Raw genomic sequence first — 13596 nt, 5'->3', positions numbered from 1 at the left:
GGTTTGTCGGTCTGTGGGGCGGGCGCTTGCGCTGGACGCCGGGGCTCCGAGGTGTCCGCGCCGGACACCCGGCGCTATCCGAGGCGGCCGTGGCTTCGCTTGTCCCGTGCGGCGACGACCAGCACCGGGAGTGTGGCGGTCAGGACGAGGACAACGGCCGCGCTCGACACGTGCCGCAGGTCCAGCGGTGTCGCCCCGGTCAGGATCAGGTGGGTGCGGACGAGTGCGAAGGCGGCGACGGGGATCGTCCACCGGTAGTCGCCGGTGGTGCTCGTCGCCCACCACGCGGCGATCAGCGCGGCGGCTTCCAGCGCGAACTGACCGCGCTGGAACCACGGATCGTACGAGACGATGTGCAGGCCCCCGGCCAGGAACATGGCGCCCGCGACCGGGACGAGCCAGCCGTAGGAGCGGCGGCGAAGCCGGCCGGGGCCACGGACCGCCAGCACCCCGCAGGCGACGAGCAGCGTCACCGACAGGACCAGGTCGCCGGCCAGGACCGGAGCGGCCAGCCCGTAGTAGCCCGTGCCCACCACGCCCTCGTCGCCGAAGAGCGTCGAGCTGCCGAGCGTGCCTCCGGCGTAGACCATCGCAGCCGAGGCCGGGAGCGCGATCCGCGGCTTGCCGCGCAGCAACGCGACTACGGCGACCAGCGGGAGCAGTCCGTAGGGCAGCATCCGCGGTTGCGTGCCGGGCCCCTGCGCCCACGGATACCAGCCGGTGGCGTGGAAGCCGATGGCGCGGCTGCCGGGGTCGATGCGCAGCGTCCAGTCCCACACGTCCTGCAGATACGGCACCAGCGCCAGCACGGCCAGGGAGAGGGCGGCCAGATGAATGCCGTCCAGCCACCACGGCCGGGCGGGGTCGTCGGCGGCGGTCCGGGCGTGTGCCTGCGCCCCTCCGCGCAGCAGGGCGGCGATCTCGCGGGGCGGCGGCCAGTCGCGGCCGGGGTGCGCCTCGGCGAGGCAGGCCAGCAGCTCGTCCCCGTACTGGTCGCGGTGGGTCTTGGGATAAGCGGCGAGCAGCAGACGGTTCATGCCTGGGCCGCCTTGAGGGTCCCGAGCCGTCCGGTGACGACGGCTGCCGCCTGTTGCATGCGCAGCGCTTCCCGCTCAAGCGTGCCGGTGCCGTCCTGCGTGAGCCGGTAGTACCGGCGCGGCCGCCCGTCCACGGCCTCCTCGCGGTCGACGGCCACCAAGCCGGACCGCTCCATTCGCTCCAGCGCCCCGTACAGGGTGCCGACGGCGAGCCTGAGCCGTCCGTCCGTGGCGCGTTCGGTGGCCTTGATGATGCCGTACCCGTGCAGCGGCCCGTCCAGAAGGGCGGCGAGGATGAAGTACTGCGGTTCGGTCGGGGGCGGCTGGCGTTTCTCCACGCCGGAAGCATATATCGGCACGCGAAGTATGCGGTTCGGTGGGTGCCGTGCGGCCGGACTTCGCGGTTCGGTGTGGCACGACGTCGGCGGCGAACCGCCGGAGGTTCCTGTGTTCCCAGGGGATTCGCTCGCGCGGCCGTCGCTGAAGCGCACGGCGAACGAGTCGCTGGGTGCGGCCGTCCGGACGCCCTGTGGGGCGGCGGGGGTGCCGTCATCTCTTCGGCAGGGAGGGAGGGGCATTCGGCATTTGGCGGCCCGAGGACCATCCCGCATGGTGCGCGAACGTGACGGTTGACCCATGCGGTGTCACGTTTTCGCGCGGGGGTAGAGCTGTTGGCCGCGCGCTCGACGAAGTGGTCGAATGCGCCGGCCCGGACATCCTGGGCGGAGGCGCACCCGTCGGATGAGGCAGGCGGGGGTGTCAGTCCTGGGTGCGGCTGTCCTTGAGGGCGCGTACGAGGGCCGACCAGGCGGCGGGCGTGGTGCGGAGTACCGCGCCGGTCGGGTCGCCGCTCTCGGTCAGTTCCACTGCTCCGGTCCCTGCCGCGGCCACGTGCGCGCAGGCCTCGCCCTGCGCGCAGTAGGACGACCTCTGCCAGGTGGGCGCGGACATCGTGGTTCCCTTCACCGGCACTGGACGACCTTGTGGATGAGCTCTCGGGACCGCTCGACGTTCAGAGCCGTGTCGTCGAGCCGTTCCAGCAGCAGGCGGTACTGGGCCAACTGGGCCTCCGCGTCGATGAAGACGGGCCCGTGCAACTGGTCGAGCTGCGCCGTGTCGAGCGCGGGAACCGGTCCGCGTACGTAGTACACGGACTGCCCCGAGCCCGGGTAGCGGGTGGCGGCGAAGGGGATCACGCGGATGGTCGCGTGGGGCAGCTCGCTCATCCTGAGCAGGTGCTGGAGCTGCCCCCGGACGACATCCGGACCGCCGAACGTCATGCGCAGAGCGGCTTCGTGAAGGACGGCCCGGTAGGGAGCGGGGTGTGTGCGGTAGAGCACTTCCTGCCGTTTGACGCGGTAGGAGACGCGGTGCTCGATCTCCGGCGGTGACAGCTCGGGAACGGCCTGCCGGTAGATTTCCCGGGCGTGATCCACGGTCTGGAGCAGGCCGGGGATGTGCATGCTGTACGCCGCGTGGAGGGCGGTGCCATGGTGCTCGATCTCGGCCAGGTCGAGCAGCTTGGGCGGCAGGATCTCCCGGTACTCCTCCCACCAGCCACGCTTGCGGTCACCTGTCATCGCGACCAGCGCATCGATCAGCGCTTGATCGGTACAGGAGTACGCGTGGGCGGCGACCCGCACGCGGTCGGCGCTCACGCCGAAGCGCGCCACCTCGATGTTGCTGAGCTGCCCCGAGCTCGTACCCAGGAGGCCGGCCGCCTGGGTGGTGGTCATCCCGGCACGTTCCCGCAGCTTGCGCAGCTCGGCGCCGAGCCGAGCGCGGCGCGCGGTGGAGGCGGCCCTGCCTGCCATGTCGAACTCTCCCCTGAAGACAGCCGAGTTGGAGTGTGTCACTCACACGAGTGGTTCAGCTCAAGGATTCCGGTCAACCGAAGCAAGGATTCCTTGTGGCGACTTAATGTCTGACTCAGGCCACGTGCCCGGAAGTACCCCGCTCGACGGAGCGGCCTCGTCACCGGGCAACCCGAAGCGCATCTTCCGACTTCCCTCCGTGAACGGAGACTTCCATGGTCAGTGCCACGGTATCGCCGCCCTGGACGTACACCCTCCAACTCCCGCGGGATCCCCGCGCCCCGGGCGTGGCCCGTGCCACCCTCCGCACCGTCCTGCGCGTGCACGGTATGCGTGAACTCACGGAGGTTGCCGAGCTGGTGGCGAGCGAGCTGGTCACCAACGCGTACCTGTACTCCTCAGGGGCGTACTCCCTGAGCCTGCGCGACGCCGGGCCCGGCCGCGTCCGGCTGAGCGTGTGGGACACCGACCCGCGTGTCCCCGCCCCCTTCCACCGAAGCGCGGAGGTGCCGACGGAACTGGCCGACCGCGGGCGGGGGCTGTATCTCGTCACCCTCTACGCGGCGAGCTGGGGTGCATACCCCCTGCGTGGCGGGCTGCCTGGACAGGGCGGGAAGCTGCTCTGGGTGGAATGCGAGGCCAAGGAGGAGAAGGAGAAGGAGAAGGAGAAGGAGAAGGGGAAGGAGAAGGAGAAGGAGAAGGGGAAGGGGAAGGACAGGGAGTAAGGACAGGGAGAAGGACAAGGACGGGACCGGGGCCGTACCGGGCGACAGACGTACCGGGCGGGCATAGCCTCGTCGCATGGTGCGGAGCGAGGCGAAGGACGTGGCCGGGTATCTGGCCGAGGTGCCCGAGGAACGCAGGGACGCCCTGGCGCGGCTGCGGGAGTTGTGCCGGGCGGAGCTGGCCGGGTTCGGCGAGGTCATGGCGTACGGGATGCCCGCGTACGAGCGGGACGGCGCCGTCGAGATCGCGTTCGCCGCCCAGAAGCAGTACATCTCCTTCTACCTGATGCGCGGCGACGTGCGTGAGGCGTTCGCGGAGCGGCTGGCCGGCCAGGACATGGGGAAGGGCTGCCTGCGCTTCCGCAAGGCGGAGTCCATCGACTACGACCTGGTGCGGGACCTGCTCCGGGCGACGGCCACGGCGGCGGGGCCGGGCGCGGTCTGCTGAGCGGTGCCGGCAGGCCCGTGACCGGCGAAAATCGCTGGCGGTCGGGTGAAAGGCCGCGTAGGAAGGGGGTTATGAGTGCCTCCGCCCCCGTACCCCCGGTTGTTGTCCGGAACCCCGCCGACCGGCGGACCTTCGTTCGCGCCACGCTCGATCTGGGGGACGTACTGCTGCGCCCGTGGGGACGGGAGGCCGCAGAGCTGGAGGCGACGCTGGACGGCCTGGTCGCCGCGGCCGGGGATCCGCTGATCGCCCGCTGGAACCCCTTCCCGGCAGCCGGCCGCACCGAGGCCATGACCTGGTTGGAGTTGCGCGAGGGCGGCTGGGACCGTGGTGACGCCGCCTCCTTCGCGGTACTGGGCGCGGCCGACCGCACCCTCCTGGGCGCCATCGGCCTGCGCTGGGCCGACCGCGCGGACGGCCTCGCGATGATCGGCTACTGGACGCTTCCGGCCGCCCGGGGACGGAGCGTGGCCACCAGAGCGACGTGCGCGGTGACCGACTGGGCCTTCGCCACGGCCGACGCCCGCCGGATCGAGATCGCCCACGCCGTGGAGAACGAGGCCTCCTGCCGGGTGGCCCACCGCTGTGGCTACCTTCCCGAGGGCACGCTGCGCGAGTCCCACCGATACGGCGACGGTGTGTACCACGACGAGCATCTGCACGCCCGCCTGGCCGCCGACCCGGCACCGGCCGGCCTCGCGGTCTGACCCCGTACGGCCGGTTCATCCCGGCCGCCCGAAGCCGTCGGTGATGTCGGACGCGGTGTACATGGGGTCGCCCACGGTCAGGGGCGCCCCGGTGGCCGGAACAGATCTTCGTGCAGCGCCTGGGTCAACGCCCCTTCGGAGAGGGTCGGTTGGCCAGCATGGCGAAGGCCGCCGGAGAGGGCCGGAAAGCAATCGCCGCGCAGCATCACGCTGCCCATGAGCTGCTTGCCGGCACCGTGCACGCCCACAACCCGTGTCATCCCGTTCTCCGTTCCCCGCTGACTGTTTTCGGCTGACTGTTCCCCGTTGGCTGTTCCCCGTGTTGCGCGTGCGTGTCCGTGGCACGCCAACTCGCTCTGGAAATCGATGACATGAAGCGACCGCTCGCGTTGTCGGATCCGGTCGGCGGCCTCGTGTGCGGGCCCGGGGCGCAGCTCGTTCGGGTGAACCGTGAGGGCCTGGTACGCCGGGCCTGCGGGGCGATACGCCGTGGGGCGCGTGTGGGTGCGGCGTGTCGCCGACCCGAGGTTTGGCACAGTGCCGCTCCACGATCAAGGACGGAGCGGGGTGGCCGGAGTGGCAGTGATGGGACAGCCGGGGAGCCGTCAGCGGCTGAGCGATCCGGCGGCCGAGGCGGGTGGCGGCGGGGACGTGCTGAAGCACAGCGACGGAGCCTGGCTGCGGGCCGCCGCCGGTGCGGAAGGGATGCGTACGCATCTGGGCCCGGTGAAGTCGGAGCTGGAGACCGCGCACGAGGGGCTGCTCGCGGGGACCGCCGGCCTGACCGCGCTGGCGGAGCTGGGAGCCGTACGGGAGTCGTGGGAGCGGCGGTTCGAGTCGGCGCGGGGGGAGTGCGGCGCCCTGGCCGGAAAGCTCAGGGCCGTTGTGCGGGCCCAGGGCGAGGCGGACGAGACGGTGAGGGCGTCGTTCGCGCCGGTGGCGGGTGGGGTGCGATGACCCTCACCTGGGCGCAGTTGCGGGACCTGAAGTGCGGCGGGCTGGAGGGCGCGGCCGACGGCTGGGGAAAGGCGAGCAATCGTGCCGACGCGGGCCGGGACCGGATCGAGACGCAACTGCTGAACGGATTGCGCGGCACGCAGCGTGGCGAGGCGGCGGAGGCGGCGGCCGGGAGGCTCAAACAGCTGAGCCTGAACCTGAGTTATGTCTACACGGAGTGCGGCCTGCTCCGTACGACGCTGAACAGCATGGCCCATGAGCTGCGCGCCCAGCAGAGGGCGTTGCGGGAGGCGCTGGACGACGCGGAGTCCCTGAAGTTCGCCGTGCACGCGGACGGTTCGGTGACGTACCCGGCGGCGGACGGGGGCTTGATCGACGGCAGACCGCTGCCGGGCGGGACGGCGTCGGTGGCGGCGGCGCCGGGCCTCCTGCCGCCCTCTGGCCTGGTCGCGCCCAACCCCCACGCGGCGAAGGCGCAGGACATCGCGGACCGGGTGGCGAAGGCGGTACGGACGGCGGGCGAGATCGACTGGCGGTACGCCCGGATCCTGCGCAGGTTGAAGGCAGAGGAGGGCCTGAAGGTCCCCGGCACCACCTGGACCGACGCGGCGGGCGACGCGGCCGCGGTACGGGACGCGGCACGCGGCTACCTGAAAGACGGCATCCCCCTCGACGCCTCCCCGGCCGAGCGGAAGGCCTGGTGGGCCGGCCTGACGGACGAACAGCGCGAGGAGTACCTCGCGGTGTACCCGGACCGGATCGGCAACTTGGACGGCATTCCGGCCCTGGTGAGGGACGCGGCGAACCGGGACAACCTGCAGCTGCTGATGGGGAAGCTGGAGGGCCGGGACGACACGAAGTCGCAGACGCAGCTGGCGGGGTTGCGGGAGATCGGCCGACAGCTGCGGGTGGGGCGACAGCCTCCCATGTTTCTCCTCGGCATCGGGGACGAGGGCAATGGCCGGGCGATTGTCTCGTTCGGGAATCCGGATAGGGCTAGGAATGTTTCGGCGTATGTGCCGGGGCTGAGTGCTGCGCTCGACGAAGATTTCGCTAAGAACGATCTCAAGCGTGCTCGAGATACGGCTATCGGAACTCAATTGCACGACCCATCGAGTGCGGCGATCGTCTGGCTGGGATACGACGCACCTCAAACACCTCTAGACGACCCGCTGGGATCATTTGCCGTAATGGGTGAAGAGAGAGCTGAGAGAGGAGGGTTGGCCTACGGCAAGTTCATGGAAGGTGTGAAAGTAACGAATGAGAACGAGGATCCGCATCTGACTGCTATTGGGCACTCCTATGGTTCGCGCACCGTTGGTGCTGCCACGCAACGAGATGGTGGGATTCCGGGAGTTGATGACATCGTCCTCGTTGGTAGCCCCGGCGTAGGCGTCGAGCATGCAGAGGACCTCGGGGTTGGGAAAGATCACGTCTTCGTCGGGGCTGCTGAACACGATGTCGTGACCAAACTCCCGTCAAAGCAGCAGAGTGTCGCCGGTGTTGTGGGGCTCGTCGCTGCCGGGCCGGCAGCCTCCTACGTCGCGGGAGACATTGCGGATCAGGGGGATGACGACCTCTGGTTCGGCAAGGACCCGGCAAGTGCTGCATTCGGTGCGAGACGCTTTCCTGTGGATGAGGGCCCGAGCCTTATTAGCGGCAAGGGGATTTCGCTCGATGCGCATGGTCAATACTTCGATCCGGATAGGGATGCCTCATCGGCCAACAGTATTGCTCTGATTGCTGCAGGTAGATCCGAGAGGCTCAAGAACGAGGAGCATCGGTGAGAATTCGGTTCCGAATGCTGTTTGTGGTGCTCCTTTTTTGTGTGCCAATCGCTGGATGTGTGAATGGCGGAATGAGAACTGGCGTGGATATGCAGGAAGCAGCAGATCACGCAGACGGCATCATGGATGCGACGCTGAGGGGTATCAAGCCGGAGGTGCAATGGGCTCACGGGCCCACAACCACGGGAAGCTGCGCTGTGACACGTAGGCGCACGGTGATGACCGTTGTGTCTGCGGCGCGCCGGGGGAGCTTTCTGGGGTTGGTGGAACGCATCTGGCGGAATCGTGACTACAGGATCAAGGGTGTCAACAACGACGTAGACTCCCCGGCCATCTACGCCCAGACAGGGGATGGTTTCGGCGTCACTCTGATCATCGGGGGCGAGGGGCAAGCCTTCTTCGAGGTGGACAGCCCCTGTGTGAAGGAATCGGAGGTTGCCGAATCCGCCACTCCACCGAACGGCCCCGCCTACGAGGGCATCTACCCCCTCCCCCGCCCCAACGTCCGCTCCGACTTCTGGTCCGCCGGAGCCCCCTGACGCCCCGTCTCCGCCCCAATGACCCATATCAAGCCAGTCGGTGGGGGTAAGGGACAGGCTGGCCACCAGGGACTTTGAGTCTGGCATTGGGCCCTGGGGCCCATGCCGGGCCCGGTGTGGGTGTGGTCGCATACAGAGACCGGTTGAACTGTCACTGCGCCCACTCACCAAGCTGGGAGACCCGTCGTGTCTGGCATACGAGAATTAGCGATTCCGGGTGGCGCCGACTTGAGTGCTGCCGAAGCCCCTTCGGGCAGGCGGTCGTTGTCGCGTCCTCTGCAGGCGGTGCTGATTCTCGTCCGGCTGCTCTTCGTCGTCACCGTCGTGGGTGTGCTGGACGCGCTCGTCGTGGCCTCGTCCGTCGACGCCGTGGACGGACGGCTGCTGGGCATGCTGCTGTACGCGGCGCTGCCCGGCGTCACCGGATTCGTGCTGTCGCTGTACATGCGGACCGGCGGCGTCTGGATCTGGCGCGGGCTTCTCGCCGTACACGCCTGGCTCACCGTCGGCGCCCTGGCGACGCTGGGCGAGGGCACCGGCGGGCAGGGTGTGACGCAGCTGGTGATGCCGGTCGCCGTCGTCGTCCTGCTGTTCCGGCCCAGCTCCCGTGAATGGTTCGGGCTCAGCCCCGAACAGCGTGCCGAGCACCGGCCGTTCAGTATCGCGCGGATGATCAAGTGGCGTAGGGACGCCGGTCAGACCGCGATGGAGTACCTGGGCATGATCCTCGTGGTCGTGGCCCTCATCGGCGGGCTCGTGGCGACGGGGATCGGCGGGCAGCTGACCGGGGAGATCCGGAACGCCATCTGCCAACTGACCGGAAGCGCCTGCCCGGCACCCGACGTCGACGTGGTCGCCGGCAAGGGCGCGGACAGCGGCGGAGGATCCGGATCCACCGGTGGGACGGGCTCCGACGGCTCTACGGTGACCGGCGGCACGGGCTCCGGCGGGTCGGACACGTCTGGTGGCGGTTCGGGCTCGGGCGGATCGACGGCTTCGGGAGGCTCCGACGCGTCCGGCGGATCCGGCGCCGCCGGCGGTTCCGGTTCCGGCGGTTCCGGTTCCGGTTCCGGTTCTGGCGGTTCCGCATCCTCCGGCGGCTCCGGTGGTACGGACACCTCCGGTGGTACGGGCTCCTCCAGCGGTGCCGGCGGCTCGACCAGTGGTGATTCTTCTACGCAGGTCGACGCGGGTAGACAAGAGCAGAAGCCGGGCTCCTCCCACTCCTCGGACGGCGATTTCGTCACGGGCGTCATCGGCAAGGACGGCCTGTGGGGCGACGTCAGCGGCGCCGTCGACACGGTCATCCACCCGGGCGACAGCGCCAAGGGCATCGTCGACCAGTACGCCCAGGCCGCACGGGGCGCCGGTGAGAAGTGGAGCAAGGGCGACCACGCGGGTGCCGCCTGGGACATGGCCAAGGCATCCGGTGGAGGCGGCGGCGCACTCGCCGGTTTGCCCGGCTCCGGTTCGCGCGTCGAGGCGGCGGTACGGGACAAGGAGCGCGACTACCTCAACGACCGCATCCCGCAGAGTGCCACCCCGGCCCAACGCAAGAGCTGGTGGGAGGGGCTGACGCAGCAGCAGCGCGATCAGTACCTCGACCTCTCCCCGGACAAGATCGGCAACCTGGACGGCATCCCGGTGGCCGACAGGGACGCCGCCAACCGGAAGAATCTCCCGGACCTGATCTCGAAGCTGGAGGGGAAGACCGACTCCAAGTCGAAGGACCAGCTGGCGGGATTGAAGGAGATCGACCGGCAGCTGAAGGAGGGGAGCCAGCCGCCGATGTACCTGATCGGCATCAGCGACGAGGGGAACGGGCGGGCCATCGTCTCCTACGGCAACCCCGACACCTCGAAGAACGTGTCGGCCTACGTGCCGGGGCTGAACACGTCCCTCGACGAGGAATTCGCGAAGAACGACCTCAAGCGGGCCCGTGACACGGCGATCGGCGCCCAGGGGTACGACCCGTCCACCGCTTCGATCGTCTGGCTCGGATACGACGCACCGCAGACGCCCGACGGGCTGCACAGCCTGGCGGTCGCGGGCACCGGCCGGGCGGAGAAGGGCGGCGTGGCCTATGACGACTTCATGGGCGGCATCGTGGCCACCAACCAGAACAGGGACCCGCACATCACGGCCATCGGACACTCCTACGGTTCACGCACCGTGGGCGCCGCGACGCAGCGCGACGGCGGTATACCGGGGGTGGACGACATCATCCTGGTCGGCAGCCCGGGGGTGGGCGTGGACCGCGCCGTGGACCTCGGCGTCGGCAGCGGGCACGTCTTCGTCGGTGCCGCGGCCAACGACCCGGTGACCAAGCTCCCGTCCAAGACACAGGTCGTGGTGGGTACGGTGGGGATGATCCTGGGAGGCCCCGCCGGGGCGTACATCGCGGGGGACCTGGCCGATCCGGGCGACGACGACCTCTGGTTCGGCAAGGACCCGGCGAGCAAGGCCTTCGGAGCCAGGCGATTCCCGGTGGCCCCCGGCCAGCCCCTGATCAGCACCGGCGGAGTGAGCTTCGACGCGCACTCCAACTACTTCGATCCGGTACGAGACGCTATGTCGGCGGACAGCATCGCTCTGATCGTGTCGGGACACTCCGACAGGCTCAAGATGGAGGAACAGCGATGAAGCGAAGGTTCCAGATCGTTGCGGTGACCCTGGCTGCCGGCTTCGCGCTGTCCAGCTGCGGCAGCGACGACGGACAATCGGGCGGGAGCGGTACGAAGGCTTCCACCAAAAGCGCCAAGAGCGCCACGAGCACGAAGGGGAACGGCATGAACATGCAGGAGGCCGCCGAACGGTCCGACGGCATGCTCGACGCCGTGCTGAAGGAGATCAACCCCGAGGTGCAGTGGGCGCACGGGCCGACCACGACGGGCAGCTGCGACGTGACGCGCAGGCGCACCGTGATGACCATCGTGTCGGCGGAGCGCCGGCAGAACTTCCTGGACCAGGTCGAGAAGTTCTGGCGCAAGAGCGACTACCGCATCAAGGCCAAGAACAACGACGAGGAGTTCCCGGCGGTCTACGCGCAGACGAAGGCGGGCTTCGGCATCAGCGTGAGCTTCCGCGGCAAGGGCCAGGCCTTCTTCGAGGCGGACAGCCCCTGCGTGAAGGAGTCGAAGGTCGCCGACTCCGCGTCCAAGCCCAACGGACCGGCGTACGAGGGGGTCTATCCCCTCCCTCGACCGAACGTGCACTCGGACTACTGGTCCACCGGGGCATCCTGATGGCTGTTCAGTACGGAGAAAGGACTGCGCAGTACGGAGGAACAGCTGCGCAGTGCGTAGAAGCGACCGGTCGTTGCACAGGAACGACCGGTCGGTGCACAGGGGCGTCCGATCGGCGCACCGGAGTGCCCGGCCGGTGCGTCGAAGTGACCGGTCCGCGCCCCCGATGACCCGGCTGATTCGTACACACCCGCGAAACCGCCCATGAACCCGGCCTCGATGGGGGATGGTTGAGGGGTGCGTAAATTCTGGGTGATCGGTGGCATCGGCGTCGGCATGGCCATGTGTTTCGTGGGGCTGCTCGTCGTCGGTACGTACTCCGCCGCTGCGGGACTCGCCGGTTCGGGCATGAGCGGGGCCGTCGGGCTGGCGAAGGGGGCCGTGCCCGCGAAGTACCAGCCGCTGGTGCAGAAGTGGGGCAACCTCTGCCCCGCCATCAACCCGGCTCTCCTGGCCGCCCAGTTGTATCAGGAGAGCGGGTGGAACCCCCGTGCCGAGAGTCCCGCCGCGGCTCAGGGCATCGCCCAGTTCATCCCGGGCACCTGGGCCGGGCACGGGATCGACGGGGACAACGACGGGGACCGGGACGTATGGGATCCGGCCGACGCGATTCCGTCCGCCGCCTCGTACGACTGCGAACTGGCCGGGTACGTGAAGAAGGTGCCCGGGGATCAGACGGACAACATGCTGGCCGCGTACAACGCCGGCGCGTACCGGGTGATCCGGTCGGGCGGGGTGCCGGACATCACGGAGACGAAGAACTACGTCACCATCATCCGGTCCCTGGAGAAGAGCTTCGCCCGGCCGGTCGGACGGGTGCAGCCCTCGCAGCAGGCGGCCGGGGCCATCTACTTCGCGCAGAAGAAGCTCGGTACGAAGTACCTGTGGGGCGGCAACGGCACGGCCGAGCAGGGCGGACGATTCGACTGTTCCGGGCTGACCCAGGCCGCGTACCGGACCGTGGACATCGAGCTGCCCCGGGTGGCGAACGACCAGTACAACGCCGGCCCGCACCCCTCGCGGGACGAGCTGCTCCCCGGTGACCTGGTGTTCTTTTCGGACGACCTGAACAACTCGCGGGCCATCCACCACGTGGGGCTCTACGTCGGGGGCGGGTACATGATCAATGCGCCGTACACCGGGGCCGTGATCCGGTTCGACAAGATCGACGCGCCTGACTACTTCGGTGCGACGCGCGTGACCAAGGACGGGGCCGCGGCTCTTCCGACCGCCCTTCCGGCGGCATGACGCGGGGTCGGCGGTGGCCGGAACTCTCCGTGAAGCCTGGGCCCTGAGCTGCGACGATGAGTCACTCTTCGATAACGTCATGGTGATCATTCGGTGGAGAGTGGAACGCACGCACGGAGCACGTCGTTCCCTGGGTGGACCGGATGAACCGGGTCAGCGGTGCATCGACCATGTGTCGTCGACCGGGGAAAGCCCTCACGGGCGGAGCCGCCATGCCGTACCGAACCACGCGGTGCCGATCCACGCATGACCGATTTACCGATCCACGCAGTGATCGAACCGACACGGGGGTTCGTCAAAGCGGTGCACATGGGTGTGCCCCGCGGCAGCAGACAAGGCAAGGGGCCGCAGCAGATGGCTGGACTCGCACTGGATGGGTCGAACCCCGACGTCAGCCTGCTCTACGACATCAACGGACTGGCGAAGTCCGCTCCCGCCTGGTTCGACCGGGTCATGGAGTTCGTCGGCGAGTACGGGATCATGCTCGGCATGGTCCTGGTGGTCCTGTGGTGCTGGTGGAGTGTGCGTCGGCGCGGCACGGCCGATGATTCGGTGACGGCGGTCTCCGGGATCGTCTGGGCGCCGCTCGCCGCCGGGATCGCGCTGCTGATCAACATCCCGATCCGGGGCTTCGTGGAGCGGCCGCGCCCGTTCAAGGACCACCAGGGGCTGGACGTCCTGGTGGACGGGAAGAACGACTTCTCCTTCGTGAGCGACCACGCCACCATGGCGATGGCTCTGGCCGTCGGGCTCTTCGTGGCCAACCGGAAGTTCGGCATCGCCGCGATCGCCCTCGCCCTGTTGGAAGGGTTCTGCCGGATCTACATGGGTGTCCACTACCCGACCGACGTCATCGGTGGATTCGCACTGGGTACGGCGGTCGCCCTGCTGCTCGCCCCGCTGGCGATGATGCTGCTGACTCCGTTGACGGCGGCCGTCTTCCGTTCGGACCGGCTCGGCCGGCTTGTGCGGTCGCGCCGGCCGGTGCCGTCGGCGGCGTCCGGCGGGCGGGCCGGAGCGTTCGGGATTCCGGAGCCGCGACCGGGCACGGCCGGCGGGGACGGCGAGAAGGACCTGGCCGCGTAGAAA

Annotated in this window: 15 protein-coding genes; 10 read left to right on the top strand and 5 right to left on the bottom strand. The window is 69.1% G+C overall.

Going from position 1 to position 13596, the window contains the following annotated elements:
• Window positions 1-74 precede the first annotated feature (74 nt).
• From ACFVT1_RS03665 to ACFVT1_RS03650, 4 genes are all read right to left on the bottom strand, one after another.
• On the bottom strand, window positions 75-1037 hold the full coding sequence (locus ACFVT1_RS03665) for a hypothetical protein (protein ID WP_389792160.1): 963 nt from the start codon (window positions 1035-1037) through the stop codon (window positions 75-77).
• Complete coding sequence (locus tag ACFVT1_RS03660) at window positions 1034-1375, bottom strand: PadR family transcriptional regulator (protein WP_389792158.1); 342 nt, start codon at window positions 1373-1375, stop codon at window positions 1034-1036. Before ACFVT1_RS03660 ends, ACFVT1_RS03665 begins: the two co-directional genes overlap by 4 nt.
• 421 nt (window positions 1376-1796) lie before the next feature.
• Window positions 1797-1988, bottom strand: a complete 192-nt coding sequence (locus ACFVT1_RS03655; RefSeq protein ID WP_389792156.1) for a DUF397 domain-containing protein — start codon at window positions 1986-1988, stop codon at window positions 1797-1799.
• A gap of 11 nt (window positions 1989-1999) precedes the next feature.
• Entirely contained in the window at window positions 2000-2851 is an 852-nt protein-coding gene (locus tag ACFVT1_RS03650; protein ID WP_389792154.1) for a Scr1 family TA system antitoxin-like transcriptional regulator, read from the bottom strand.
• Window positions 2852-3066: 215 nt separating this feature from the next.
• Here ACFVT1_RS03650 and ACFVT1_RS03645 point away from each other — a divergent pair, with 215 nt between their 5' ends.
• The 3 genes from ACFVT1_RS03645 to ACFVT1_RS03635 all read left to right on the top strand — a co-directional run bounded on the left by ACFVT1_RS03645 (window position 3067) and on the right by ACFVT1_RS03635 (window position 4731).
• Complete coding sequence (locus ACFVT1_RS03645; RefSeq protein ID WP_389792153.1) at window positions 3067-3576, top strand: ATP-binding protein; 510 nt, start codon at window positions 3067-3069, stop codon at window positions 3574-3576.
• Window positions 3577-3652: 76 nt separating this feature from the next.
• Window positions 3653-4024, top strand: coding sequence for an iron chaperone (locus ACFVT1_RS03640; protein WP_389792152.1), 372 nt, complete (start codon window positions 3653-3655; stop codon window positions 4022-4024).
• A 71-nt stretch (window positions 4025-4095) separates the two neighbouring features.
• Entirely contained in the window at window positions 4096-4731 is a 636-nt protein-coding gene (locus ACFVT1_RS03635) for a GNAT family N-acetyltransferase (protein ID WP_389792150.1), read from the top strand.
• Between the two features lie 77 nt (window positions 4732-4808).
• On the opposite strand, the gene ACFVT1_RS03630 is transcribed toward ACFVT1_RS03635, so the two are convergent.
• Window positions 4809-4991 carry a hypothetical protein gene (locus ACFVT1_RS03630; RefSeq protein ID WP_389792149.1) on the bottom strand — a complete coding sequence of 61 codons (183 nt, stop codon included), beginning with the start codon at window positions 4989-4991 and terminating at the stop codon, window positions 4809-4811.
• A gap of 307 nt (window positions 4992-5298) precedes the next feature.
• On the opposite strand from ACFVT1_RS03630, the gene ACFVT1_RS03625 reads away from it, so the two are divergent.
• The 7 genes from ACFVT1_RS03625 to ACFVT1_RS03595 all read left to right on the top strand — a co-directional run bounded on the left by ACFVT1_RS03625 (window position 5299) and on the right by ACFVT1_RS03595 (window position 13593).
• Window positions 5299-5688 carry a hypothetical protein gene (locus ACFVT1_RS03625; RefSeq protein WP_389792147.1) on the top strand — a complete coding sequence of 130 codons (390 nt, stop codon included), beginning with the start codon at window positions 5299-5301 and terminating at the stop codon, window positions 5686-5688.
• Window positions 5685-7475, top strand: a complete 1791-nt coding sequence (locus ACFVT1_RS03620) for an alpha/beta hydrolase (protein WP_389792144.1) — start codon at window positions 5685-5687, stop codon at window positions 7473-7475. The genes ACFVT1_RS03625 and ACFVT1_RS03620 overlap by 4 nt, the downstream gene beginning before the upstream one ends.
• Before the next feature lie 71 nt (window positions 7476-7546).
• Window positions 7547-8014: a hypothetical protein gene (locus ACFVT1_RS03615; protein ID WP_389792246.1), complete on the top strand. Its 468-nt coding sequence runs from the start codon at window positions 7547-7549 to the stop codon at window positions 8012-8014.
• A gap of 285 nt (window positions 8015-8299) precedes the next feature.
• Window positions 8300-10657 (top strand): alpha/beta hydrolase, encoded by a 2358-nt coding sequence (locus ACFVT1_RS03610; RefSeq protein ID WP_389792143.1) that lies wholly within the window; start codon window positions 8300-8302, stop codon window positions 10655-10657.
• Complete coding sequence (locus ACFVT1_RS03605) at window positions 10654-11259, top strand: hypothetical protein (RefSeq protein ID WP_389792141.1); 606 nt, start codon at window positions 10654-10656, stop codon at window positions 11257-11259. Before ACFVT1_RS03610 ends, ACFVT1_RS03605 begins: the two co-directional genes overlap by 4 nt.
• 237 nt (window positions 11260-11496) lie before the next feature.
• Complete coding sequence (locus ACFVT1_RS03600; protein WP_389792139.1) at window positions 11497-12507, top strand: NlpC/P60 family protein; 1011 nt, start codon at window positions 11497-11499, stop codon at window positions 12505-12507.
• A gap of 354 nt (window positions 12508-12861) precedes the next feature.
• Window positions 12862-13593: a phosphatase PAP2 family protein gene (locus ACFVT1_RS03595; protein ID WP_389792137.1), complete on the top strand. Its 732-nt coding sequence runs from the start codon at window positions 12862-12864 to the stop codon at window positions 13591-13593.
• Window positions 13594-13596 lie beyond the last annotated feature (3 nt).

The organism is Streptomyces sp. NPDC057963 (assembly GCF_042887155.1).
Taxonomy (GTDB): Bacteria; Actinomycetota; Actinomycetes; order Streptomycetales; family Streptomycetaceae; genus Streptomyces.
The sequence above is the reverse complement of the archived record's forward strand: the minus strand, read 5'-3'. Positions and strand labels throughout refer to the sequence as shown.